The organism is Burkholderia sp. L-4 (assembly GCF_056856535.1).
Window position 1 is genome coordinate 293351 of the sequence record NZ_JBXEOX010000002.1, and the last position, 24543, is coordinate 317893.

Below are 24543 nucleotides of genomic sequence, written 5' to 3' on the forward strand. Positions count from 1 at the left end.
CCGAGCCGCCGCGGCGCAGCGGGCCCGCACGCGCGGCGGCTGCCCTACACCGGCACGCGATCGCCGCTTTGCGCGGCGAACACGCGGCCATGCCGCCGTCCCATGCGGGCGAGCACGGCAAAACAACGGACCGCCTGCCCGCTTGCACTGCCGGATTGCCTGGCGAGGCTGTCGGACACGCCGCGCGCGATCGCCGAATCGTCGCCGCACGCGCCGGCGATGACGCCCGCGTAATAGTGCCGCGCCGCCAGCTCGCGGCCGTTGGCATCGATCGGTTTCATCCGCTGAATGCGACGCGCGACGGCCTTCAGGCCGTCGAGGTACGGCGCGACATCGATCGGCACATCGGTCGACTCGGCGCCGAGTTGCCACAGCATGTCCGCCAGTTCGGCGATCGCGACCAGGTCGCGCGCATCGGTTGCCTGCGTGCCCGTTCCGGCTCCGGCCTTCGTCCCCGCCATGCCACACCCCTTTGCGATTCGTCTCACCCTCGCCCGGCACCGGCGCGTCGTGCACGCCGCCCCGCCCGTTCCCGCGCCGTCACACGGCGGCCGGCGACCGCCATGAAAAGCGGATGCCCTGCGCCCAGGCGACACCGGCATCCACAATGATCTGCCGGTCGATCTCGCTCTCCACGCCTTCGACGACGACGTGCCGCGCGCCTTCGTGCGCGAACGCGATCAGCCTGCGGAACTGGTAACGCCCGATCGCGTTGCGCTTGATCATCGACAAGACCGACCGGTCGAGCTTCACGATGTCGGGATTGCCGACCACCAGATTGTTCAATGCGCTGAAACCGACGCCGAAATCGTCGATCGCGATCCGGCAACCGGCCTGCCGGAAGCGGTTCACGAACGACCGGCCCGCGACGGGGTTCAGCGGCCCCGTCTCCGTGATCTCGACCACCAGCCGCGCCGCCACCGACGGCTCGCGCTCGAGCCGCCTGAAAATCGCCAGCCACGCGTCGTCGACGACCGCGCTCGCCGCCGCGACGTTGCAACCGAGCACCGCGGCCGGATCGGCGCGCAGCGCGTCGATCGTCCGGCCGACCACCAGCCGGTCGAACCAGCGCATCAGCCCGAGCGCCTCGAGGCGCGGCAGGAATGCGAGCGGCGGCAGCGCATCGCGCTCGCCCCAGCGCAACCGCGCCAGACGCTCCTGATACAGCACACCGCCCGACAGGTCGGCCCGGCACACCGGTTCGTGCGCGAACCCGAGCCGGCTTTCCACGAAACTGCGTACCGACGCGAGGTCGGCATGATCGTCGGGGGCGCCGAACACGAGATCGATTTCGTCACGATTCGCTTCCCGATTCGCCTCCAGGCGAGCTTCGACCGCATTCATCCGGCGCTCCGGCAAATGGCGAGCCGCCGATCGCGGCTCGACCTCAACAAACACGCGGAGCAAACCTACCCTGACGCGCTCCGCCGCCTACCCGGCCCATCCTGTTATGACGATTTTTTCCGGGAGCGTACTTTTCGCTTCGGCGCGCCGTCAAATTCGATATTTTCAGTGATATTCAACTACTGCCAATACACCATGCACGCATCATGCCGACAGTGCGACAGGTTACACAACACAAAATACGGAACCTCGAATCCAGCTCGCTTATCTTCATCGCCCGGACAGTTTTATCCGAATCGATTTCTTTCACGACATTACGGGACTGCAAATCGAAAAATCGTTAATTGATCAGACTAAAGCAGATGCACGAATCACCGTTTTCCATTGATGCACGGGCCCGCGACGCAGGCCCTCGACCCGGGCAGCCATCCGTCGGAAACCGGCCGCCGCGCATCATTCGATCACCGCAGCATTCAATTTTCTCGCTGCAAACGACATTATTTAATCTCGAAACAGAATTCACCGCGTCAAATCAATAATATCAAGTTTTATTTATATGATGATTATGAATTGAACCATATTTAACAATCTTAAAGACTTGTTAACCTATAAAATTGTTTCCGACGGACTTCCCTCGGAGCCGTCAATTTCGTGCCTTCAAAACCGTCGAACCGATCGGGTTCGGCGGTTTCTTTTTTAACGGCACCATTTCGTCAGACATTAGGGCGGGACAACCCCGATGGCGGCCGACGGCGCCATGAAAGTACGCCGTGGAAAATCGGGCCTTATGCGGCCGGCGTGCCGATCAGGTTCGCGAGCAGCGCGTCGTACTCGGCGACGAGCGCCGGATTCGCCGACGTGTAGCGGCCGAGGATCTCCCGCTGGCGCCGCGTGTATGCTTCCCAGTCGTCGTCGTGCGTATGCAGCGCACGCAGCAGCGCGTCGGCGCCCTGCTGCACGTCGTTGTCCGGATAGTAGTAGCCGAGGTCGGGCGCGAGGCTCGCGTTGTGCACGAGCGGATAACCCTGCCAGCACACGTCGAAATAGAAGTAGTTCAGCGGGTTCGACCATTGGTGCGACACGACGATGTCGGTCAGGTCGGCCAGGAACACCGGCGTGTCGAAGCGACCGACGAAGCTCGCCTTGCCCGCGCGCACGATGTCCAGGTAATTCATCAGCATCACGAACTCGGGGCTGTCGTGCGCGAGGCGATCGGCGTTCGTCACGTGCGTGAAGCAGATCGCGTCGGGGTCGCGCCGATACGCTTCGTCGATGATCAGCATCGGATACACGCAGAACTTCACGACGTTGTGGTTCGGCTCCATCACCGTCAGCCGCTTGCCGGGCTCGCTGCGTGGCCGGTATTCGCCGTGCTCGGGCAACGTCTGCGCGCGTGCGGTGAGGAACATCGGATCCCACACGAACGGCACGACGCGCCCCGGGCAGCGGCGCAGCGACTGCAGGAACGGCAGCGACGAAGGCGCGATCTGCGGAATCGCCCATACCTCGTCGTAGCCGCGGTTGATGAACAGCGAATCCCACAGCCGGCGGCCGAACAGCATCGACTCCATCGCGTTGATGTACTCGACGCCGCAGCAATAGCTGACGAGCTTCGCGCCGCGTGCTTTCAGGTAGGCCGTCTGCTCGCCGTCGATCTGGCCGCCGAGCTCGATCACCACGTCGAGCGCATCCTTCATGTCGGCGAACGCGCGCGTGTCGTACACGTTGCGGTCCCACGGCAGCGCGTCGGTGAGCGGCACGTCGGTGGTGTTGACCAGCGTCACGCGGTAGCCGTGCGGCGACGCCATCAGCAGCTTCGCGAGAAACAGCGCGTTCTGCTTGATGCCGTTGATCCACAGGCTTTCGTCAGGGGCACGCAGTCCGATCGTGATACCGATGCGCAGGCCGTTCAGGACAGGAGACGTCATCGTCGGCAGGATGGAAGGTTGAATGGGAGCGGCATGGCGCAGTGTAGCGCGCGGAGCGCCGCCCGCGTCAAGCGGCGGCGGCCAACCCGGCATTCTAGCGGAGCGCCGTCCGCACACTGTCAGACATGGTCAGCGCCCGCCGCGGCCGTGCAAATCCGCCGGATCGTTATGCGATACTCATGCCACCCGCTGCGCCACCGGCCGGCAGGCTTTTCCGGGGTATTCGAGCGGGCACGCACACGACCACGCCGCACCTCGATGACAAGAAAGGCTGACAGAATGGACCACGATGCCGCGCAAGTCTTCCAGAAGATCCACGACGAACAGGGGTGGCACTCGCAGGAAAGCGTGTCCGGGTGGGGTTCGGAGCTGAAAAACACCGTGCAGGTCATTCGCGAGCTGCCGGGATTGCTGCGCCGCTTCGGCGTGCGTTCGATGCTCGATGCGCCGTGCGGCGATTTCAACTGGATGCACCATGTCGACCTCGACGGCATCGACTACATCGGCGCCGACATCGTGCAAAACCTCGTGGCGGCCAACCAGGCAACGTGGGCGGCGCCGAACCGCCGGTTCGTGCATCTCGACCTGTTGCGGGATCCGTTGCCGGATGCCGACCTGATCCTCTGCCGCGACTGCCTGTTCCACTTTTCGCACGCCGACGTGTTCCGTGCGTTCGAGCGTTTCGCCGCGACCCGCGCGCGCTACCTGCTGACCACGACCTTCATCTATCGCAGCTATCCGCGCAACGCGGCAATCGCGACCGGTCAGTGGACGCCCATCAACCTCGAGATGCCGCCGTTCGACCTCGCCCCGCCGCTGACGCTGCTCGTCGAAGGCAGCAACGAATGCATCATCTACGGGGGCGACATCGGCACCGTGCCGATGTCCGATCGCTGCCTCGGGCTCTGGAACATGGAGAGCGTTCGCGAACGCTTGCGGCGCAGGCCGCTTCCCGGCCTGCGGAGCGCGCGATGATCGTCCTCAGCCATTTCAGCCAACCCGCGCCCGCCAGTCTCGAGAATCACCGCTGGTACGCGCAGGCGCACGGCTATCGTCACGAGATCGTCGATGCGTCCGCGATGCCGCAGGCGCTGCCGTTGCGGCCGCTGTATCGCTACGAATCGCTGCTCCACGTACTGCGCGGCGCGCAGCCCGACGCACTCGTGCTGCTGCTCGGCGAAGACGCGGCGATCATCGAGCCCGTCGCGCTCGAACGCCTGATGGCCGGGCGCGACATGCTGCTGGTCGACGCGTTCGCGCCGCCGCTGCCGCAGGTCGACGTGCAGATCTGGCGCAACACGGCGGACGTGCGCGCGATCGTGATGCAGCTCGTGCAGCGCTGCAAGCTCGGCAGCGAGCCGAAGCTGACGTCGGAGGCCGCGCTGTTCGACGGGCTCGACACGCATCGCTACCTGGAATTGATCGACGGGTTGTACGCCGTCATGCCGTGCGGCCCCCATCTCGATCCGATGTGGAGCCGCGAGCCCACCTTCGCGATCAGCATCGACGACACGCCGCACGATCCCGCGCGCAAGGGCGCGACGCCACGTTTTCGCGACGCGCTCGTCGCGTACGTCAATCGCTGCCGCGCCGCAGGCCGGCCGATGTTCTCGTTCGATCATGCCGCGGCCGCACCGGACGAAGCCGCCGAGCGCTGCACGTACAATCCCGGCCGGCCGATCGCGCTGATGATGCTGTACACGCCGAACATCGGCAGCTACGCCCGCGTCGCCGAACGCAATTTCCGGCGCTACTGCGACACGCACGGCTACACGCTCCACGTGCATCGCGACATCCCCGCGGAGATCGGGCTGAACGCAACGGGCAACTGGTTCAAGCCGTGGCTGCTGCACGCGTACCTGCAGCATCATGAATGGGTCGTGTGGCTCGATGCCGACGTACTGATCGCGAATCAGCAGCAGCCGCTGGAACCGTTGCTCGACGGGCGCGCCTGGCTGCTTGCGCAGGATATCGGCCAGTGGGCGTTCAACTCGGGCGTGATGGCGTTCCGCCGCACCGAACGCAACGACGCGATGCTGCGCGACCTGATGACGACGATCGCCGCGCTGCACGACCGGTCGAGCGTCTACGCGAGCGACGGCGACCAGCTGCATTTCATTCGCGCGATGGAGCGCGACGGGCAACTGCACGGCGAAGGCGTGGCCGATCTCGTCAGCCTCAACACGCCCTGGCTGTTCCGCCGCGCGGACAGCTACATCGTGCACTACTACGGCATGTGGTCGGCGATGCGCGCGCTGATGATGGCGCATGACGACGGGCTGCCGGGCTGACACCGCCGCTTCGGCATCGAACCCGCAAGGACGACGCGCCGGCCGGCTCCTGCCGGCCGGTGCGTCGTCGCACCGGATACCGTCAGATCGGCGTGATCGTCGGCGCGACGGCCGCCGGATCGGTGACGCTGGCCCTGCCGGTTTCGACGTGCCCCGCGATGCGGCGCGTCCAGCCCGCGTTGCCGGCCACCGCGAACTGCAGGTCGTACCACTGGCTGCTGCACGACAGGTCCCAGCGCGCTTCGATGCGCTGCCCGGCGGGAATCGTCAACGTGCGCGCCGCGCCGCCGTACGCGACATCGGTCGCCGTGACCGTGAGCGTGCCGGTGCCCGCATTGGCGATCGTGACGTAGACGTCGCCGTTCGCCACGTCGTAGCACGGCGTGATTTCAGGCTTCGCGGCGGCATCCGCGGCGGCCGAACCCGCAAAGCGCCGGAAATAGCCGTTCGGCCCCCAGACGCTCACCAGGTAGTTGCCGTTCGCGTCGAGCGCCCACGTGTCGGTCAACTGCTTGCCGGCCTCGACCGTATAACGGCGCGGCATCGCGGTCGGATCGCCCGTATAGACCCAGAAGTGCGCGCCCTGCGTGCCCGAATTGGCGAACGTCACCGCATAACCTTGCGCCTGGAGCCGGCCCGTCACGTGCAGCTCGTACGGCAGCGCGCGAGCCGGCCGCGTGCCGGGTTCCTGCGCCGTCACGACCTGCTGCGCGGTGCTGGCCGGCGCCGTCTGCGACGACGCGCGCGAGCATTGCAGGTCCGCCTGCGCGACATATGCCTGCGTACTCGGCAACGTCGGCAGCGTGGCATCCGATCTGGAGAAATCGAGCGCCGACGTCAGGTCGCCGCAGATCGCGCGACGCCACGGCGAGATGTTGGTTTCGACCACGCCGAAGCGCTTCTCGATGAATTGCAGCACCGACGTGTGATCGAAGACCTGCGAGCACACGAAGCCGCCCTTCGACCACGGCGACACGACGAACATCGGCACGCGCGGGCCGAGGCCGTACGGCAGGTTGTCGGCCGTATACGTGCCGGCCTGCGTCGACGTCACGACATTGTGCCGCTCGAGCGACACGTCCACCGTGCTCATGCCCGAGCCCGGCAGCGTCGGCGCCGACGGCGGCACGACGTGGTCGAAGAAGCCGTCGTTCTCGTCGTACATGATCAGCAGGACGGTCTTGCTCCATACGTCCGGGTTCGACGTCAGCGCATCGAGGATCGTCGACAGGTAGTACGCGCCGTACAGCGGCGTGAACTTCGGATGCTCCGAATACGCGGCGGGCGGCAGCAGCCACGAGACCTGCGGCAGCGCGTTGGCCTGCACGTCGGCCTTCAGCTGCGTGATCGGGCGCGTGCTCATCCCGCGCGTCTGCAGCGACGAACCGGCCGGCGCATTCACGAAGTTGTTGAAGCACGCGAGCATGTTCGTGCCGTAGTTGCCGGTGAAGTTGTCGAACCCGGTGCCCTGCTGGTAGATCTGCCACGAGATGCCGGCCTTCTCGAGACGCTCCGGGTAGGTCGTCCAGCTGAAGGGCGGCAACTGGACCTTGTCGAACGGATTGTCGATGTAGTCGGTATTGTCGAGCAGCGGGCCGCCGCCCGTGCCGAGCGGATCGACCATGCCCGTCATCAGGTACATGCGGTTCGGGTGCGTGTTGCCCGGAATCGAGCAGAAGTAGTGGTCGCACACCGTGAACGCATCCGCGAGCGCGTAATGGAACGGGATGTCGTCGCGAACGTGATAGCCCATCGTCATGTTCGACTTCTGTACGGCCCACTGATCCGCGCGGCCGTTGTCGATCGCGCCGTGCGTCGTCGCCCACGTATGCGGCAGGCCGCCGATGCATTGCGCGTTGACGCCCGGGTTGGTCGTGTCGTAGCGGAACGGCGCGATCACGCTCGTCTTGTCCTCCTGCCGCGGCTGGAACCACACCGGCTTGCCGTTCGGCAGCGTGACGGGGAAGCGATCGTTGTAGCCGCGCACGCCGCTCAGGTGGCCGAGGTAGTGATCGAACGAGCGGTTCTCCTGCATGAACACGACGATGTGCTGCACATCCTGGATCGTGCCCGTCACGGAATTCGGCTCGATCGCCAGCGCCTTGCGGATCGACTCGGGAAGCAGCGCGGTGGCGGCGGTCGCGCCGGCGAGACCGGCGGAGAACTTCAGAAAATCGCGTCGCGAATGGTTGGCCATGCTGGTTGCTCGTGATTGGATTTCTGGTGAAAACAGCCGGTATCAGGAAGCGGGCGACGATGCCGGTGCGGTGAAACCCGGCGGGCAATGCATCAGCGCGGTGGCGACGACGGCGCCGCCACACGCGGCCTTCTGCTGCGCGACGGGCGCGGCGGGTGCGGTCAGGTCGTCGTTGCAGGCGCCGAGGAGGGCTGTCAGCGCGATCAGGCCAACGACCGCGAAAGGCCGCAGGGCCGACTTTCGCATAACGGTTCTCCGTGGGGGTGATGACGTGACACGGACGCGAACCCGCGTCGGTCATATCGACGCCGAGATGCTATGTTCGACTTGTTACACGACGGTGTCGAGTAAAGGGAGATCGACGCGCACGCGGAGCGCGGCACGTGGTGGCCTGGCCGGAACGACGCGATTCGTAAGTCGTTCGAAAGATTGATGTTGCCTGAACGTACGGCTTCGCGGGCCGACGACATCGGGGCGGCGCGGCCTAAACGGCGCGCGCACCGTGATTCGAGAAGCATTCTTGTGCGGGCCGGCCGCAGCGCGGCCGGCTTGCACACGGCGTGCAGACTGGCGTCAGCCCTCCGCCATCATCAGCAACTGCGCGCCATCCGCGACCTGGTCGCCGACGCCGTACAGCACTTCCGCGACGACGCCCGCGCTCGGCGCGCCGATCGTGTGTTCCATCTTCATCGCTTCCATCACGATCAGCGGCGTACCGGCTTCGACCTTCTGGCCCGGTTCGACCAGCACCGCGATCACCTTGCCCGGCATCGGCGCGGTCAAACGTCCGCCGCCCTGCTCCGCATCGCCCGCATGCGCGAGCAGGTTGCGCCATTCGAACGTCTCCGAGGTGCCCTGCGTGAACACATGGAACGTGTCGCCGTCCGCATACACGCGGCCGCTGCCGCGCACGCCACCGAGTATCACGTCGAAATCGAGCGGCGTGGCGCCGCGCGTCCATGCGAACGGTTGCGCGGCGTCATCGCCGGTCGCGAGTCGCGCGCCGGCGCCGTCGTCCTCGTAGGTGACCGTCACGTCCGCTTCGCGATCGGCCGCATGCCATTCGAGCGTGCGGCGATAGCCGCCGTTCAGCCGCCAGTCCGGCAAGGCGCCCCACGGCGACGCACCTTGCGCGGCCGCGCCGCGTTCGCGCGCGAGCAATGCCGCGCACGCAAGTGCAAGCGCCGCGCGCGGCGGCTGTTGCGGCGCGAACAGCGCATCGTGGTTGCGCTCGATCAGCCCCGTGTCGAGATCGGCCGTCGCGAACGGTTCGCACGCGACGATCCGCTGCAGGAACGCGGCGTTCGTATGCAGGCCGACCACCTCGCACGCACGCAGTGCACGCAGCATCAGGCCCAGCGCTTCCGCACGGTCCGCGCCGTGAACGATCAGCTTCGCGATCATCGGATCGTAGAACGGCGTGATCGCATCGCCTTCGCGCACGCCGCTGTCGACGCGCACCGCCGCGCCGATGTCGAACTCGACGCCTGCCGGCAGCCGCAGGTGCTTGAGCGTGCCCGTCGACGGCAGGAACCCGCGCGCCGGATTCTCCGCATAAAGACGCGCCTCGAGCGCATGGCCCCGCACACGCAGATCGTCCTGCTGCAGCGGCAGCGGCTCGCCGGACGCGACGCGCAATTGCCATTCGACGAGATCGAGCCCCGTGACCATTTCGGTGACCGGATGCTCGACCTGCAGGCGCGTGTTCATTTCCATGAAGTAGAACGCGTCGCCCGTCATGATGAATTCGACGGTGCCCGCGCCGACATAGCCGACCGCGCGCGCTGCCGCGACGGCCGCTTCGCCCATCGCGCGGCGCACGTCGTCGGGCAGGCCCGGCGCCGGCGCTTCCTCGAGCACCTTCTGGTGACGGCGCTGCACCGAGCAGTCGCGGTCGAACAGGTACACGGTATTGCCGAGCGTGTCGCCGAACACCTGCACTTCGACGTGACGCGGGCGCGTCAGGTATTTCTCGATCAACACGCGGTCGTTGCCGAAGCTGCTCGCGGCCTCGCGCTGGCACGACGCAAGCGCCGCCGGGAAATCGTCGGAGCGCTCGACCACGCGCATCCCCTTGCCGCCGCCGCCCGCGCTCGCCTTCAGCAGCACCGGATAGCCGATTTCGTCGGCTTCGCGATGCAGGTTGCCGGCATCCTGGTCGTCGCCGTGATAGCCCGGCACGAGCGGCACGGCAGCCGCATGCATCAGCGCCTTCGCGGCGGCCTTCGACCCCATCGCCGCGATCGCGTCGACCGGCGGCCCGATGAACACGATGCCGGCCGCTTCGCACGCGTGCGCGAAATCTTCGTTCTCCGACAGAAAACCGTAGCCGGGATGGATCGCCTGCGCGCCGGTCGCGCGCGCGGCTTCGATGATGCGCTCGATGCGCAGGTAGCTGTCTGCCGCTGCCGATCCGCCGATGTGCACGGCTTCGTCGCACGCGGCCACGTGTTTCGCGTTCGCGTCCGCGTCGGAATAGACGGCGACGCTCGCGATCCCGAGACGTTTGCACGTCGCGGCGACGCGGCACGCGATTTCGCCGCGGTTGGCGATCAGAATCTTGTCGAACATGGCTTCGATGTCGTCCGGAGAGTGGGGGTCACGCGATCATTCACGCCACGACGGCGTGCGCTTTTCGAGGAAGGACGCGATCCCTTCGCGCGCTTCCGCGCCGGCACGGGTCCGCGCGATCCAGTCGGCGGTCTGCTCGATCAGCGTCGCATCGAGCGGGCGGCCGGCCACGTCGGCGACGAGCCGCTTGCACGCCTTCACCGCGTCGGGACCGTTCGCGACGAGCGTCGCGGCCAGCTTCGCGACCGTTTCGTCGAGCGCATCGGCCGGTACCGCGTCGTGAATGAAGCCGAGCGACGCGGCCCGCGCGCTGTCGAACACCTCGGCCGTCGTGAAATAACGGCGCGCCGCGCGCTCGCCCATCGCCCGCACGACGTACGGCGCGATCGTCGCGGGGATCAGCCCGAGCCGCGCTTCCGACAGGCAGAACTTCACGCCGTCGGCGGCGATCGCGATGTCGGCCGCCGCGACGAGGCCCACGCCGCCCGCATAGGCGTCGCCGTGCACGCGCGCGATCACCGGCTTGCCGCAGCGATGGATCGCCTCGAGCATCCGCGCGAGCTTGCGCGCATCGGCACGGTTCTCGTCGTCCGAGTAACCGGCCATCTTCTTCATCCAGTTCAGGTCCGCGCCCGCGCAGAACGCGGCGCCTTCCGCCGCGAGCACGATCGCGCGCACGCCTTCGTGCGCATCGAGCCATTCGAACGCGGTGGTCAGCTCGGCGATCGTCGTCTCGTTGAACGCGTTGCGCACGTCGGGGCGTGCGAGCGTGACGGTCGCCACGCGGCCGGCTTCGCTTACCTTGATCGTTTCGTATCGCATCGGTCGGTCCTCCCGGGCGTTACATGCGGAACACGCCGAAGCGCGTGTCTTCGATCGGCGCGTTCATCGATGCGGCCAGGCCGAGGCCGAGCACGTCGCGCGTCTGCGCCGGGTCGATCACGCCGTCGTCCCACAGCCGCGCGCTCGCGTAATACGGATGGCCCTGGCGCTCGTACTGGTCGCGGATCGGCTGCTTGAACGCTTCCTCTTCGTCGCTCGACCACGACCCGCCCTTCGCCTCGATGCCGTCGCGACGCACCGTCGCGAGCACCGACGCGGCCTGCTCGCCGCCCATCACCGAGATGCGCGCATTCGGCCACATCCACAGGAACCGCGGGCCGAATGCGCGACCGCACATCCCGTAGTTGCCGGCGCCGAACGAGCCGCCGATGATCACCGTGAACTTCGGCACCTTCGCGTTCGACACGGCCGTCACCATCTTCGCGCCATGCCGCGCGATGCCTTCGTTCTCGTACTTGCGCCCGACCATGAAGCCCGTGATGTTCTGCAGGAACACGAGCGGGATCTTGCGCTGGCAGCACAGCTCGATGAAATGCGCGCCCTTCACGGCCGATTCGGAGAACAGGATGCCGTTGTTCGCGACGATCCCGACCGGATGGCCCCAGATGTGCGCGAAGCCCGTGACGAGCGTCGTGCCGTAGCGCGCCTTGAATTCGTCGAATTCCGAATCGTCGACGATGCGCGCGATCACCTCGCGCACGTCGAACGGCTTGCGCGTATCGACGGGGATCACGCCGTACAGGCTCTTCGCATCGTAGCGCGGCGGCTTCGGCTCGCGCAGCGCCACCGGCGACGCGATCTTCGGCGCGAGATGATCGACGATGTTGCGCGCGATCGACAGCGCATGCGCGTCGTTCTGCGCGAGATGGTCGGCCACGCCCGACAGGCGCGTGTGCACGTCGCCGCCGCCGAGATCCTCGGCGCTCACTTCCTCGCCCGTCGCGGCCTTCACCAGCGGCGGGCCGCCGAGGAAAATCGTGCCCTGGTCCTTCACGATGATCGACTCGTCGCTCATCGCCGGCACGTAGGCGCCGCCGGCCGTGCACGAGCCCATCACGACGGCGATCTGCGCGATCCCCGCCGCCGACATCGTCGCCTGGTTGAAGAAGATGCGGCCGAAGTGGTCGCGATCGGGAAACACGTCGTCCTGGTTCGGCAGGTTCGCGCCGCCCGAATCGACGAGGTAGACGCACGGCAGCCGGTTTTCCGCGGCGATTTCCTGCGCGCGCACGTGCTTCTTCACGGTGATCGGGTAGTAGGTGCCGCCCTTGACCGTCGCGTCGTTGCACACGATCACGCATTCGCGGCCGGCGATGCGGCCGATCCCGGTGATGACGCCCGCGCCCGGCGCGTCGTCGTTGTACATGCCGTTCGCCGCGAGCTGCGACAGCTCGAGGAACGGCGCGCCCGGATCGAGCAGTTGCGCGATGCGATCGCGCGGCAGCAGCTTGCCGCGCGACAGGTGCTTGTCGCGTGCGGCCTGGCCGCCGCCCTGCGCGAGCTGTTCGATCTTCGCGCGCAGGTCGGCGACGACCGCCTCGAGCGCGGCGGCATTCGCGCGGAAGTCTTCCGAACGCGGGTTCAGTTTCGATTCGATGATCGGCATCGACGAGGCTCCGTTCGCGTGACGTGGGGCGTTACATCGTTTCCGCGAACAGCTCGCGGCCGATCAGCATCCGGCGGATCTCGCTCGTGCCGGCGCCGATCTCGTACAGCTTCGCATCGCGCCACAGGCGGCCGACCGGATATTCGTTGATGTAGCCGTTGCCGCCGAGGATCTGGATCGCCTCGCCGGCCATCCACGTCGCCTTCTCGGCCGTGTAGAGGATCACGCCCGCGCAATCCTTGCGCACCTGGCGGATATGGTCGCTGCCCGCCGAGTCGAGATGGCGGCCGACCGCGTACAGGTACGCGCGGCACGCCTGGAACGTGGTGTACATGTCGGCGACCTTGCCCTGGATCAGCTGGAATTCGCCGATCGACTGGCCGAACTGCTTGCGGTCGTGGATATACGGCACCACGGCGTCGAGGCACGCGGCCATGATGCCCGTGGGGCCGCCCGACAGCACCGCGCGCTCGTAGTCGAGGCCGCTCATCAGCACCTTCACGCCGCCGTTCAACTGGCCGAGGATATTCTCTTCCGGCACCTCGACGTCCTGGAACACCAGCTCGCCCGTGTGCGAGCCGCGCATGCCGAGCTTGTCGAGCTTCTGCGCGACCGAGAAGCCCTTCATCCCCTTCTCGACGATGAACGCGGTGATGCCGCGCGAGTGGGCTTCGACGTCCGTCTTCGCGTAGACGACGAGCGTGTCGCAATCCGGGCCGTTGGTGATCCACATCTTCGTGCCGTTCAGCACGTAACGATCGCCGCGCTTGTCGGCACGCAGTTTCATGCTGACGACGTCGGAACCGGCGTTCGGCTCGCTCATCGCGAGCGCGCCGATGTGTTCGCCCGACACGAGCTTCGGCAGGTATTTCCGCTTCTGCGCTTCGGTGCCGTTGCGGTGGATCTGGTTCACGCACAGGTTCGAGTGCGCGCCGTACGACAGGCCGATCGACGCCGAGGCGCGCGAGATCTCCTCCATCGCGACCATGTGCGCGGTGTAGCCCATGTTCGCGCCGCCGTATTCCTCGGCGACCGTCATGCCGAGCACGCCGAGATCGCCGAACTTCTTCCACAGATCCATCGGAAACTGGTCGGTGCGGTCGACCTCCGCCGCGCGCGGCGTGATTTCCTTCGCCGCAAACGTCGCGACGGCGTCGCGCAGCATCTCGATGTCTTCACCGAGCATGAATTGCACGCCGGGCAGGTTGATCATGTCTCCTCCGTCTCCAGAAAGTGTGTCGCACTCATCGATTTCTGAGTTTCGCTCAAATCGAATGAATGCACCAATTCATTAACCAATAAAGCGGAAATTTTGCACAGTTTCGCGCCTCGCCGGGTTCGGCGTCAATAGTTTTTTGAGTGACACTCAGATATCATGTGGACATGACAGCCGCTCCCGCCGACACCATGACCGACACCGCCAAAGCCGATCGCGCCGACGCGCCGCGCGCGCCCGCCGGGCGCAAATCCCAGCAGCGCGTGCAGGACATTCTGCGCGTCGGCCGTGAAGTGTTCGCCGAAAAAGGTTACGAGCATGCGACGGCCGCCGAGATCGCGCAGCGCGTGGGCGTGTCGGAGGCGACGGTGTTCAGCTACTTCCGCGGCAAGCGCGAGCTGTGCGCGCGCGTGATCGCGGACTGGTACGACGAAATCATCGCGGCGTTCGAGCACGGCATGCCGCGGGATGCATCGGTGCAGCAGCAGTTCGCGTTCATCGTGCGCACCCACCTGCGGCTGATGCTGGTGAACGGCACGGGGCTGTGCGCGCTGGTGCTGTCGGAAGGCCGCGCGAAGCAGCATGCGCTGAGCGACGAGCTGACCGCACTGCAGCGCCGCTACACGGCGCCGCTGATGGACGTGCTCGCGCGCGGCCAGGCGGCCGGGCAGGTGCGTGCGGACCTGCCGCTGAGCCTGTTGCGTTCGATGGTGTTCGGGCCGATGGAGCACGTGCTGTGGGATGCGATCCTCGGGCACCGCAAGCTCGATACGGAAACGACGGCCGCGCAGCTGATCGACATGCTGTGGGCCGCCATGCAGCCGCCGGCGCCGGAACAGGCGGCGCTCGTGCGTTTCAGGAATGAAGTCGTGGAAGCCGTGCGGCGGCTGGAAGACGAAAACGCGCGCGCGTGACGCGCGGCGGGCGGCGCGCCCCCCCCCCCGGTGCCGCGCGCTGCCGGGCGAGCTCGGCGCCGCTACGACTCCTCGCCGACGCGCAGCGGCGCCCGGCTTTGCTCGTTGTTCAAATGGACGAATTTGCGCAACAGGCGCATCAGTTCCTGCGAATCGTCCTCTCCCATTCCGTCGAACAGGCCGGCCCGCAGCTCCTTCACCGACGGAATCAGGTGCGTGAGCAGTTCGACGCCCGCCGGCGTCAGCAACAGGCGGCGCTGACGTCGCGGCAGCACTTCGCGCACGATCAATCCTTTCGCTTCGAGCCGGACCGCGAGATCCGCGGTCGTCGACGTATCGAGCGCCACCCGCTGCGCGAGCGTCACCTGATCGAGCCCCGGGCTTTCGTAGAGCATCCGCAGCACCGCGTACTGCACCGGCGTCACGTCCCGGCCCAGCTTCTCGTAGAACATCGCAACCGCGATCTGGTGTGCGCGCCGGATCAGGTGCCCGGGTTCGTCGTACAGATCGAGCGGGAAAGCCGGCGCGACGGCGGGATTCGTTTTTTCCATGAATGAGTCGATGACATAGGCGACGCGCGCCGGTTGCGCGCGCCGACGGCATGGCGCTGCCTCGCGCCATTTCCCGGGAAAACCAGTATACCGCCCGCCTTGCTCCAGCCAAGCTCGATGAGTACACTGAATCTCATTCAGTACACGGAATGAAGAGATGCCGCGTACCGGCGGCATCGACCTGAAGGAGACGACGAACGTGTTTCTCAAGAATGCTTGGTACGTGGCGTGCACGCCCGATGAAATCGACGGCAAGCCGCTGGGCCGCACGATCTGCAACGAGTCGATGGTGTTTTACCGCGCGGCGGACGGCCAGGTCGCCGCGCTCGAGGATTTCTGCCCGCACCGCGGCGCGCCGTTGTCGCTGGGTTTCGTGCGCGACGGGGTGCTCGTGTGCGGCTATCACGGGCTGGAAATGGGCTGTAACGGCAAGGCGGCCGGCATGCCGGGCCAGCGCGTCGGCGGCTTCCCGCCGATTCGCAGCTTTCCGGCGGTCGAGCGGTACGGCTTCATCTGGGTCTGGCCGGGCGATGCGGCGGCGGCCGATCCGGCCAAGCTGCCCGCGCTGGCGTGGGCCGAGGATCCGGCCTGGGCCCACGGCGGCGGCCTGTATCACATCCGTTGCGACTACCGGCTGATGATCGACAACCTGATGGACCTCACGCACGAAACCTACGTGCATGCGACGAGCATCGGCCAGAAGGAAATCGACGAAGCGCCGCCGAAGACGACCAGCCACGGCGACGAAGTCGTCACGAGCCGCTTCATGGAGAACGTGATGCCGCCGCCGTTCTGGCGGATGGCATTGCGCGGCAACGGGTTGGCCGACGACGTGCCGGTCGACCGCTGGCAGATCTGCCGCTTCTCGCCGCCGAGCCACGTGATGATCGAAGTCGGCGTCGCGCATGCGGGCCACGGCGGCTACGACGCGCCGGCCGACCTGAAGGCGTCGTCGATCGTGGTCGACTTCATCACGCCCGAGACGGACACCTCGATCTGGTACTTCTGGGGCATGGCGCGCAACTTCCGGCCCGACGACCCCGCGCTGACCGCCGAGATCCGCGAAGGCCAGGGCAAGATCTTCGCCGAGGATCTCGAGATGCTCGAGCGCCAGCAGCGCAACCTGGAGAAGTGGCCCGATCGCAAGCTGCTCAAGCTCAACATCGACGCCGGCGGCGTAATGTCGCGCAAGGTGATCGAGCGGCTGCTCGCCGACGAGAACGCGTCGAACCCGCAGCGGCCCGTGATCCCGGTCGCGCCCGTCAAGGCGGCGTCATGAGCGTCGCGACCCTGACGGTGCGCGTCGCGCGCAAGTGGCAGGAAGCGCGCGACATCTGCGGCTTCGAATTCGTCAGCGACGACGGTGCGCCGCTGCCCCGCTTCGACGCCGGCGCCCATATCGACGTGCATCTGCCGGGCGGCCTCGTGCGCCAGTATTCGCTGTGCAACCACCCGGAGCACGGTGATCGCTATCAGATCGCCGTGCTGCGCGACGCCGACGGGCGCGGCGGGTCGCGCGCCATTCACGACGCAGTCCGCCAAGGCGATATCGTACGGATCGGCGTGCCGCGCAATCAGTTTCCGCTCGCGCCCGACGCGCCGCACCACCTGCTGCTCGCGGGCGGGATCGGCGTCACGCCGATCCTCAGCATGGCGGAACGGTTGTTCTCGTCGGGCCAGCCGTTCGACATGCACTACTGCGCGCGTTCGACCGATCGCATGGCGTTCGTCGCGCGAATCCACGCAGCCGGGTTTCACGATCGCACCCGCTTCCACGTCGACGACGGCGACCCCGCGCAACGCTTCGACCTGGCCACCGTGCTTGCCGCCGCGCCGGAAGGCACCCACCTGTATGTATGCGGCCCGCGCGGCTTCATGGACGCGGTACTGAACGCCGCGCGCGCGCGCCACTGGGACGAAGCGCGGCTGCACTACGAGTTCTTCGGCGGCGCGGTTGCGTCGTCCGGTGCGGACCGCGCGTTCCAGGTCCGGATCGCGAGCAGCGGCCAGGTGATCGACGTGCCGGCCGAATGCACGGTCGTCGCAGCGCTGGCGGCGAACGGCATCGACGTGCTGACGTCGTGCGAGCAAGGCGTATGCGGCACCTGCGTGACGCGCGTGCTGCAAGGCGAGCCCGATCATCGCGACTCGTATCTGACCGAAGAGGAACAGGCGGCCGGCGACCAGTTCATGCCGTGCTGTTCGCGATCGCGAAGCGACCTGCTGGTACTCGATCTGTAGACGGACCGCCCGATCCGCGGCGGCCAACCACAATACTGGAGACGATCCATGGAGCAACGTGCCCGGCCACCGGTCACTACCACGCCCTTCCCGCTCGACCGATGGTGGGTCGCCGCGCTGTCGTCCGAACTGACGGACCAACCCGTTGCCCGTACGTTGCTCGGCCGTCCGGTCGTCCTGTTCCGGTTGCCGTCCGGGGAAGTCGGCGCGCTGGAGGATCGCTGCTGCCACAAGTCGCTGCCGCTGTCGTGCGGCTCGCTCGAAGCACGCGGCCTGCGCTGCGGCTATCACGGGCTGCTGTTCGACCGCGGCGGTGCATGCATCGAGATCCCCGGCCAGGACCGGGTTCCGGCAAAAGCGTGCGTGTCGTCGTATCCGGTGCAGGAGCAGGATGCGATCGTGTGGATCTGGATCGGCGCCGACGCGCACGCGAAACCGGCCGGCGCGCCGCCGCGCTACGCGTTCCACGCGGATCCGCAATACCGGTTCGGCGGCGGCAACTACCATTACGATGCGCCGTATCAACTGATTCACGACAACCTGATGGACCTGAGCCACCTCGGCTATGTCCATCTGAAAACGATCGGCGGCAACGCGTCGCTGCACATGGGCGCGGAAACCCGCGTCAGCAGCGACGGCGACACGGTGACGCTGGTTCGCCGGATGCCGGATTCCGACCCGCCGCCGACCTACACCGCCGCCTGGCCGTTCGCGGGCCGCGTCGATCGCTGGCAGGAAATCGAGTTCCACGTGTCGCACATCCGGATCTGGACCGGCGCGATGGACGCCGGCACCGGCGACCTGCACGATCCGGCGCGCGGCGGCTTTCACATGCGCGGCTTCCACGGCATCACGCCCGAGACGGAAACGACGACGCACTACTTCTGGACCGTCGCGACCAACCCGCAACACGACGTGGAGCGCGTCGCGCAAACGGTCATCGAGCAGTCCGCGGCGACGTTCGACGAAGACAAGACCGTGATCGAAGCGCAATACCGGAATCAGCTGCGCTTTCCGGGCAGCCGCCAGATCGACATTCATGTCGACGCGGGCCCCAATCGCGCGCGGCGCGTGATCGAGCGGCTGCTGCAACCGGAACCCGCGTAAGCGTCGCGCCGGCGCGCGAATCACGCCTGCCGGACACAACGGGCGTTCGCCGGAAGGCTCGTCCGCCCAGGCATTCGCTTTCGTCCCATTCGTTGCCGCCGGTTTCGATTTCATCCCATTTAATTAGTCATACTATTTTTCAAGGATCTTTGACGTGAGCGCAAGTATCCGCAATACGATCGACGAATCCCCGATGAGCGTGTTCCAGACGATGGCGGTCACGGCCTGCGTCGTGCTGAACATGCTCGATGGCTTCGATGTGCTGGCCATCGCGTTTGCCGCACCGCATCTGGCGGCCGAATGGAAACTGAGCGGCAAGGAAATCGGCCTGCTGCTGAGTGCCGGGCTGGCCGGCATGGGAATCGGCTCGGTGCTGATCGCGCCGTTGGCCGACCGCGTCGGCCGCCGCCGCATCATCCTGCTCTGCCTCACGGTGATCTCGACCGGGATGCTCGCCTGCGCGGCCACCCACAGCACGCTGCAGCTCGCCGTCGCGCGCGCGTACACGGGGCTCGGCATCGGCGGCATGCTGGCGAGCCTGACCGTCATCAGCGGCGAGTATGCGTCGAACAAGTGGCGCAGCGCCGCGATCGGCATGCAGTCGACCGGCTATGCGATCGGCGCCACCGCCGGCGGCGTCGTCGCCGGCTACCTGCTGTCGACGTGGGGATGGCGCAGCGTGTTCGCGTTCGGCGGCATCCTGACCTTGCTGGCGATCCCGATGGTGCTCGCGATGCTGCCGGAATCGCTCGACTTCCTGCTGGCACGGCGTCCGGACGACGCGCTGCGGAAAATCAACCGCATCCTCGCGCGAATGAAGCGCTCACCGATCGCCGCGCTGCCACCCTCGTCCATCGACACGGCAAGCCCCGCGTCGGGCTGGACCGCCGTGCTGCGCGCACCGCTCGCGCGCCGCACGATCGCGTTGTGGATCGCGTTCTTCCTCGTGATGGGCAGCTTCTACTTCGTCGTGAGCTGGACGCCGAAGCTGCTGGTCCAGGCCGGGCTGTCGACATCGCAGGGCGTCACCGGCGGCGTCCTGCTCAACCTCGGCGGCATTGCGGGCGCGTCGCTCTTCAGCCTGCTGTCGACAAGGTTCGGCCTGCGCAACCTGCTCGCCGCGACCCTGCTGCTCGGCGGCGCGCTGATGGTCGTGTTCGGCGCGAACACCGGCTCGCTCGGCATCGGGATGATCGTCGCGGTGTTCCTCGGCGCCGTGATCAATGCGTGCGTGGCCGGCATGTATGCGCTGTCGCCGACGCCGTACCCCGCGGAAATCCGCACGACCGGCATCGGCCTCGCGGTCGGCATCGGCCGCCTCGGCGCGATCCTGTCGCCGATGACCGTCGGTGCGCTGCTGGACGACGGCTGGTCCGTCTCCCATCTCTACCTCGCGTTCCTCGTACCGATGGCCGGCGCGGCGATCGCCGTCGCCGTGGCGGGCACGCGCGCCGCGGCACCGCGCCGGCAACGCGACCCGGCGCTGTCGTAACACGGAACGCCCGCAGTCCTGCCGATACCCGTCGGCCTCCCGGACACGCCCGGGGCACTCAAAAAATCGATAAGCATATCTACATACTGTTTGGAGACAGCCATGAAAACGAAACTGGGCGGCGCACTCGCGACGGTGATGGCGCTGGCCGGGCCGGCCTGCGCGCAAAGCAGCGTCACGCTGTACGGGATCATCGATACCGGTGTGTCCTACTACAACAACGCCGCGCACGGCGGATCGTTCACGGGCATGCCGACGCTGACCGGCGAGGTGCCGTCACGGTGGGGGCTGAGAGGCACCGAGGATCTCGGCGGCGGCTACCAGGCCTTCTTCGTGCTCGAGAACGGCTTCCAGCCCGGCACCGGCGCGCTGAATTACGGCGGGCGCCTGTTCGGGCGACAGGCGAACGTCGGCGTGAGCGGCCCGTTCGGCGCGCTGACGCTTGGCCGCCAGATGAACATGTCGATGATCGTGCTGACCAATGCCGACGTGATCGGCCCGTCGATTCACTCCATGGCGGATTTCGACTCCTATCTGCCGAACGCGCGCAGCGACAATGCGATCGGCTACAAGGGCACGTTCCACGGCGTGACGCTTGGCGCCACCTACAGCTTCGGCCGCGACGCGGCCGGGCCGGCAGGGCCGTCGGCGACAGGCTGCGCCGGGCAGGTGCCCGGCGACATCGTCGCCTGCCGCCAATACACGGCGATGCTCGCGTACGACGCGAGCCATTTCGGGCTCGCCGCATCGCACGACGTGATGCGCGGCGGCGGCGGCGCACTCGCGCCGCTGAGCAATCCGGCGTACACCGACACGCGCGACATCGTCGCCGGCTACGTGAAGATCGGCCCCGCGAAACTGGGCGCCGGGTGGATCCGCCGCAACCTCGCGGCGGCCGAGCACCTGCAGGCCGATATCGTGTTCGCCGGCGGGACGTATTACGCGACGCCCTACCTCGCGCTCGATCTCCAGGGCGTACGCTACCTGCAACGCCGCGAAAACCGCGAAGGCGGCACGAATGCGACGCTGCTCGTCGGCCGCGCGAACTATTTCCTGTCGAAGCGGACGACCGTCTATACCTCGGTGGGCTACATGTTCAACAGCGCGCTGGCCGCGAACGCGGTCGCCGCCGGCGGGACGGTCGGTACCGGAATGAACCAGCTCGGCGTGATGGCCGGCATCCAGCAGAAGTTCTGAACGCCGGACGCCGCACCGGCGCCTCGTCAATCGGCGAGCCGGCAGTGCGAGAGCTTCAACCCCGGCAATACGGGCGCATCGATATAGCCTTCGTTCACGCAGCTGAACCGGAACGCCGCCGACGTGACGAACGGCTTGATCTCCCCGCCGGGGAATTTCGGCTTCAGCGCGGCCTGGTCGACCACGTCGAAATGCGTATCGAACTGCTCGCCGTCGGCCGTCAGCGCGCCGAAGTACGTGCCGGCCGGGTCGCTGCCCATCCGGATCACGGCGCCGACGAACACGAGGCGCCGGCCGTCGTATTTCGTCTTCGCGGCGGCCATGTCCTGCGTATAGGCCTCGATCACGGCGCCGTAATGCGCATCGATCGCGGGTTCGGCGGCCGAAGCCGCGCAAGCGACCTCGTGAACGCCCGCCAGCAGCGCGCAGGCCGCAAGCGCGGCTGCCGCGAACGGCGCGGAAATCTTCTTCATCGGTGGTCTCCCGTCCAGCGTGGTGGTTGAAGTCGTCGAAGCCCGGCGCTTGCGCCGGTTGCATTCGCTTTCGTTGCTTTAATCGTTCGAATGGCGGAACACGGCTGCGATCACTTCATCACGCGCAGGGTCGTGCGCGGTGCACGGCGCCGCGCGGAACGCGACGTGACTGGAAGATGACATGGTGCGGCCCCCGGCTCTCTCGTTGATTTTTAATGCGTCTGATTTTGGCCGCTACGGTAGCAGACGGTCGATGGCCCGGCAACTGGGTCCCGTGCGTTGCCGGCCATCCTATTACAATTGCAAATGATTCTCATTAAATATATCATGCGCAACCTGGCCGCAACCAAACGCCGCGGCCCGCAACACGATCCTTGGTATTCCTCCTGCCTCGATTCATGCCATCCCGTCGAACGCCTCGCCGTGCCCGGACCCAGCGTCCGTGGCGCACCCGCCTGCCTGCCCTGCTCACCCTTTGCGTCGCGAGCGGCGCGCATGCGGCCAACGCCGAACCCGTCACGCCCGCATCGACTCCCGCGACGCCAACCGAACACGAACTCCCGGCGATCAGCGTCAACGCGTCGGCAACGGCCGATCCGACGGTCGGCTATCAGCCGCGCACCACGCGCATCGCGGGCGGCGAAGACCGTTCGCTGAAGGAAATTCCGCAATCGGTCGCGGTGGTCAGCAGCAGCGTGATGCAGGACCAGCAGGCGCGCTCGCTCGACGACGTGCTCGGCAACATCAGCGGCGTCACGCAGACGAACACGCTCGGCGGCACGCGCGACGCGTTCATCAAGCGCGGCTTCGGATCGAACAACGACGGCTCGGTGCTCGTCGACGGCGTGCGCACGCCGGTGCTGCACAGCTATCTCGCGACGATCGATCGCGTCGAAGTGCTGAAAGGGCCCGCGTCGCTGCTGTACGGGATGCAGGATCCGGGCGGCGTGATCAACCTCGTCACGCGCAAGCCGGAAGACACGTTCGGCGGCTCGATCTCCGCGTCGCGCACGAGCCATGGCGGCAGCAGCGCGCAGTTCGACCTCACGGGCCCGCTCGGCAAGCCGGGCCAGGTCGCGGGCGGCACGCTCGCGTTCCGGCTGACCGGCGAATACGACACGAGCCGCTACTGGCGCAGCTTCGGCCGCGAACGCAATGCGCTGATCGCGCCCGCGCTGTCGTGGCACGACGCGAACACGTCGATCGACGTCAGCTACCAGTACGTCGACTACACGACGCCGTTCGATCGCGGCACCGTGCTCGTGAACGGCCAGCTCGACGATACGCTGCGTTATCGCCGCTACGAGGAAGCGTGGTCGCAAAGCAGCGGCATCCAGGAAACGCTGCGTACGCGCATCGAGCACCGCTTCTCCGACGCATGGCGTGTACGCGCGACCTACGGCTGGGGCCGCGACCGCTACGATCAGTACATTACGCGCGCCACCGCGTTCAACAGCAGGACCGGCGCGCCGACGCGCTCGTCCGACGCGAACCTGGGGCGCAACGATTCCGACCAGATCGCGACGCTCGGCCTGCTCGGCAACGTGACGCTGGCGGGGATGAACCACGCGCTCTACATCGGCGGCGAATACGAGCGGCAGCGCAGCTTCCGCGGCGACACGATCCGCGGCAAGGCGACGACCGGTTTCAATCTCTACGATCCCGTGTACGGCCTGCTCGCACCGGGCGGCACGCCCAACGCGAAGCAAAGCGATTCGCGCTCGGTCGTGCATGCGTATTCGACGATCGTTCAGGATACCGTGAAGATCACCGACCGCCTCACGGCAGTGGGCGGGCTGCGCTGGGAAAACTGGCAGCAGGAATCGGGCATGGGGCGCCCGTTCGTGTTCGCCGACCGGTCGCGCGGCAGCGTCTGGCTGCCGCAGTTCGGGCTCGCCTATGCGCTCACGCCCGAGCTGACCGCGTATGCGAACGTGAGCCGTTCGTTCAAGCCGAACGTCGCATCGAACGTCGCGGCACCGCTCGCGCCGGAATACGGCCGCGTGCTCGAGGCCGGGCTGAAGTTCAGCCTGAAGCCCGCGATCACCGGCACGCTCGCGGTCTACCAGATCGACAAGCGCAACGTCGCGGTCACGGTCGGCGACCTCACGTCGACGATCGGTACCGCGCGCTCGCGCGGGATCGAGCTCGACGTCGCCGGGCAGATCACGCGTCACCTGAGCGTGATCGGCAGCTATGCGTATACGAACGCGAACGATCGCGACGGCAACACGCCGCTCGTCAACGTCGCACGCCACACGGGCAGCCTGTTCGCGGTGTACGACACGGCCATCGCGAACCTGCCGGGCCGCTGGCGCTTCGGCGGCGGCGCGCGCCTCGTCGGCGCACGCCCCGGCGATACGGCGAACAGCTTCACGCTGCCCGGCTACGTGACCGTCGATGCGTTCGCCGCCTACGAAACGACGATCGGCAAGTTCCCGACGCGCTTCCAGCTCAACGTGAAGAACCTGCTCGACAAGACCTACTACCCGTCGAGCAACAACAACCTGATCGTCGCGGTCGGCGAACCGCGGCTCGTCACGTTGACGACGACGGTATCGTTCTGACGCAA

At 66.9% G+C, this 24543-nt stretch carries 20 protein-coding genes; 9 read left to right on the forward strand and 11 right to left on the reverse strand.

Annotated elements, in window-relative coordinates; all coding sequences use genetic code 11:
- Positions 1–44: 44 nt before the first annotated feature.
- The 3 genes from AC1VVG_RS18080 to AC1VVG_RS18090 all read right to left on the reverse strand — a co-directional run bounded on the left by AC1VVG_RS18080 (position 45) and on the right by AC1VVG_RS18090 (position 3272).
- Positions 45–461, reverse strand: a complete 417-nt coding sequence (locus tag AC1VVG_RS18080; RefSeq protein WP_034190569.1) for a hypothetical protein — start codon at positions 459–461, stop codon at positions 45–47.
- A gap of 79 nt (positions 462–540) precedes the next feature.
- Complete coding sequence (locus tag AC1VVG_RS18085) at positions 541–1344, reverse strand: EAL domain-containing protein (RefSeq protein ID WP_034190570.1); 804 nt, start codon at positions 1342–1344, stop codon at positions 541–543.
- Positions 1345–2129: 785 nt separating this feature from the next.
- Positions 2130–3272 carry a DUF2827 domain-containing protein gene (locus AC1VVG_RS18090; protein WP_034190571.1) on the reverse strand — a complete coding sequence of 381 codons (1143 nt, stop codon included), beginning with the start codon at positions 3270–3272 and terminating at the stop codon, positions 2130–2132.
- A gap of 279 nt (positions 3273–3551) precedes the next feature.
- On the opposite strand from AC1VVG_RS18090, the gene AC1VVG_RS18095 reads away from it, so the two are divergent.
- Both AC1VVG_RS18095 and AC1VVG_RS18100 read left to right on the forward strand, forming a co-directional pair.
- Complete coding sequence (locus tag AC1VVG_RS18095; RefSeq protein WP_482835979.1) at positions 3552–4247, forward strand: class I SAM-dependent methyltransferase; 696 nt, start codon at positions 3552–3554, stop codon at positions 4245–4247.
- Positions 4244–5563 (forward strand): glycosyltransferase family protein, encoded by a 1320-nt coding sequence (locus tag AC1VVG_RS18100; RefSeq protein WP_482835980.1) that lies wholly within the window; start codon positions 4244–4246, stop codon positions 5561–5563. Before AC1VVG_RS18095 ends, AC1VVG_RS18100 begins: the two co-directional genes overlap by 4 nt.
- 82 nt (positions 5564–5645) lie before the next feature.
- Here AC1VVG_RS18100 and AC1VVG_RS18105 read toward each other — a convergent pair whose 3' ends face one another.
- The 6 genes from AC1VVG_RS18105 to AC1VVG_RS18130 all read right to left on the reverse strand — a co-directional run bounded on the left by AC1VVG_RS18105 (position 5646) and on the right by AC1VVG_RS18130 (position 13993).
- The gene (locus AC1VVG_RS18105) at positions 5646–7760 is read right to left on the reverse strand and encodes a phosphocholine-specific phospholipase C (RefSeq protein ID WP_482835981.1); all 2115 of its coding nucleotides are present in this window, start codon (positions 7758–7760) and stop codon (positions 5646–5648) included.
- Between the two features lie 42 nt (positions 7761–7802).
- Positions 7803–8006 (reverse strand): hypothetical protein, encoded by a 204-nt coding sequence (locus AC1VVG_RS18110; RefSeq protein WP_482835982.1) that lies wholly within the window; start codon positions 8004–8006, stop codon positions 7803–7805.
- A gap of 327 nt (positions 8007–8333) precedes the next feature.
- Positions 8334–10331, reverse strand: coding sequence for an acetyl/propionyl/methylcrotonyl-CoA carboxylase subunit alpha (locus AC1VVG_RS18115; protein WP_124609979.1), 1998 nt, complete (start codon positions 10329–10331; stop codon positions 8334–8336).
- A 36-nt stretch (positions 10332–10367) separates the two neighbouring features.
- The gene (locus AC1VVG_RS18120; RefSeq protein ID WP_034190576.1) at positions 10368–11153 is read right to left on the reverse strand and encodes an enoyl-CoA hydratase/isomerase family protein; all 786 of its coding nucleotides are present in this window, start codon (positions 11151–11153) and stop codon (positions 10368–10370) included.
- A gap of 19 nt (positions 11154–11172) precedes the next feature.
- Positions 11173–12780, reverse strand: a complete 1608-nt coding sequence (locus AC1VVG_RS18125) for a carboxyl transferase domain-containing protein (protein WP_034190577.1) — start codon at positions 12778–12780, stop codon at positions 11173–11175.
- A gap of 31 nt (positions 12781–12811) precedes the next feature.
- A complete protein-coding gene (locus AC1VVG_RS18130; RefSeq protein WP_034190578.1) occupies positions 12812–13993 on the reverse strand; it encodes an isovaleryl-CoA dehydrogenase in 1182 nt (393 codons plus the stop codon).
- Between the two features lie 170 nt (positions 13994–14163).
- Between AC1VVG_RS18130 and AC1VVG_RS18135 the strand changes: the two genes are divergently transcribed.
- Positions 14164–14910, forward strand: a complete 747-nt coding sequence (locus AC1VVG_RS18135; protein ID WP_124609981.1) for a TetR/AcrR family transcriptional regulator — start codon at positions 14164–14166, stop codon at positions 14908–14910.
- Between the two features lie 62 nt (positions 14911–14972).
- Here the strand turns inward: AC1VVG_RS18135 and AC1VVG_RS18140 are convergent, their stop codons facing one another.
- Positions 14973–15461 carry a MarR family winged helix-turn-helix transcriptional regulator gene (locus AC1VVG_RS18140; protein ID WP_034190580.1) on the reverse strand — a complete coding sequence of 163 codons (489 nt, stop codon included), beginning with the start codon at positions 15459–15461 and terminating at the stop codon, positions 14973–14975.
- A 199-nt stretch (positions 15462–15660) separates the two neighbouring features.
- On the opposite strand from AC1VVG_RS18140, the gene AC1VVG_RS18145 reads away from it, so the two are divergent.
- The 5 genes from AC1VVG_RS18145 (at position 15661) to AC1VVG_RS18165 (ending at position 21498) form a co-directional block, all read left to right on the forward strand.
- Positions 15661–16740, forward strand: a complete 1080-nt coding sequence (locus AC1VVG_RS18145) for an aromatic ring-hydroxylating oxygenase subunit alpha (RefSeq protein ID WP_034190632.1) — start codon at positions 15661–15663, stop codon at positions 16738–16740.
- Positions 16737–17702, forward strand: coding sequence for a PDR/VanB family oxidoreductase (locus AC1VVG_RS18150; protein WP_482835983.1), 966 nt, complete (start codon positions 16737–16739; stop codon positions 17700–17702). Before AC1VVG_RS18145 ends, AC1VVG_RS18150 begins: the two co-directional genes overlap by 4 nt.
- 48 nt (positions 17703–17750) lie before the next feature.
- Entirely contained in the window at positions 17751–18809 is a 1059-nt protein-coding gene (locus AC1VVG_RS18155; protein WP_034190582.1) for an aromatic ring-hydroxylating oxygenase subunit alpha, read from the forward strand.
- Positions 18810–18963: 154 nt separating this feature from the next.
- A complete protein-coding gene (locus AC1VVG_RS18160; protein WP_069706705.1) occupies positions 18964–20301 on the forward strand; it encodes an MFS transporter in 1338 nt (445 codons plus the stop codon).
- A 102-nt stretch (positions 20302–20403) separates the two neighbouring features.
- Positions 20404–21498 carry a porin gene (locus AC1VVG_RS18165; protein WP_482835984.1) on the forward strand — a complete coding sequence of 365 codons (1095 nt, stop codon included), beginning with the start codon at positions 20404–20406 and terminating at the stop codon, positions 21496–21498.
- 26 nt (positions 21499–21524) lie between these two features.
- Here AC1VVG_RS18165 and AC1VVG_RS18170 read toward each other — a convergent pair whose 3' ends face one another.
- Entirely contained in the window at positions 21525–21971 is a 447-nt protein-coding gene (locus AC1VVG_RS18170; RefSeq protein ID WP_482835985.1) for a hypothetical protein, read from the reverse strand.
- Positions 21972–22369: 398 nt separating this feature from the next.
- Here AC1VVG_RS18170 and AC1VVG_RS18175 point away from each other — a divergent pair, with 398 nt between their 5' ends.
- Complete coding sequence (locus AC1VVG_RS18175; RefSeq protein WP_482835986.1) at positions 22370–24538, forward strand: TonB-dependent siderophore receptor; 2169 nt, start codon at positions 22370–22372, stop codon at positions 24536–24538.
- The last annotated feature ends 5 nt before the right edge of the window (positions 24539–24543 follow it).

Coding starts and splice junctions, on each gene's coding strand:
- AC1VVG_RS18080 (WP_034190569.1), bottom strand. CDS start 461: ATGGCGGGGACGAAGGCCGGAGCCGGAACGGGCACGCAGGCAACCGAT.
- AC1VVG_RS18085 (WP_034190570.1), bottom strand. CDS start 1,344: ATGAATGCGGTCGAAGCTCGCCTGGAGGCGAATCGGGAAGCGAATCGT.
- AC1VVG_RS18090 (WP_034190571.1), bottom strand. CDS start 3,272: ATGACGTCTCCTGTCCTGAACGGCCTGCGCATCGGTATCACGATCGGA.
- AC1VVG_RS18095 (WP_482835979.1), top strand. CDS start 3,552: ATGGACCACGATGCCGCGCAAGTCTTCCAGAAGATCCACGACGAACAG.
- AC1VVG_RS18100 (WP_482835980.1), top strand. CDS start 4,244: ATGATCGTCCTCAGCCATTTCAGCCAACCCGCGCCCGCCAGTCTCGAG.
- AC1VVG_RS18105 (WP_482835981.1), bottom strand. CDS start 7,760: ATGGCCAACCATTCGCGACGCGATTTTCTGAAGTTCTCCGCCGGTCTC.
- AC1VVG_RS18110 (WP_482835982.1), bottom strand. CDS start 8,006: ATGCGAAAGTCGGCCCTGCGGCCTTTCGCGGTCGTTGGCCTGATCGCG.
- AC1VVG_RS18115 (WP_124609979.1), bottom strand. CDS start 10,331: ATGTTCGACAAGATTCTGATCGCCAACCGCGGCGAAATCGCGTGCCGC.
- AC1VVG_RS18120 (WP_034190576.1), bottom strand. CDS start 11,153: ATGCGATACGAAACGATCAAGGTAAGCGAAGCCGGCCGCGTGGCGACC.
- AC1VVG_RS18125 (WP_034190577.1), bottom strand. CDS start 12,780: ATGCCGATCATCGAATCGAAACTGAACCCGCGTTCGGAAGACTTCCGC.
- AC1VVG_RS18130 (WP_034190578.1), bottom strand. CDS start 13,993: ATGATCAACCTGCCCGGCGTGCAATTCATGCTCGGTGAAGACATCGAG.
- AC1VVG_RS18135 (WP_124609981.1), top strand. CDS start 14,164: ATGACAGCCGCTCCCGCCGACACCATGACCGACACCGCCAAAGCCGAT.
- AC1VVG_RS18140 (WP_034190580.1), bottom strand. CDS start 15,461: ATGGAAAAAACGAATCCCGCCGTCGCGCCGGCTTTCCCGCTCGATCTG.
- AC1VVG_RS18150 (WP_482835983.1), top strand. CDS start 16,737: ATGAGCGTCGCGACCCTGACGGTGCGCGTCGCGCGCAAGTGGCAGGAA.
- AC1VVG_RS18155 (WP_034190582.1), top strand. CDS start 17,751: ATGGAGCAACGTGCCCGGCCACCGGTCACTACCACGCCCTTCCCGCTC.
- AC1VVG_RS18165 (WP_482835984.1), top strand. CDS start 20,404: ATGAAAACGAAACTGGGCGGCGCACTCGCGACGGTGATGGCGCTGGCC.
- AC1VVG_RS18170 (WP_482835985.1), bottom strand. CDS start 21,971: ATGAAGAAGATTTCCGCGCCGTTCGCGGCAGCCGCGCTTGCGGCCTGC.
- AC1VVG_RS18175 (WP_482835986.1), top strand. CDS start 22,370: ATGCCATCCCGTCGAACGCCTCGCCGTGCCCGGACCCAGCGTCCGTGG.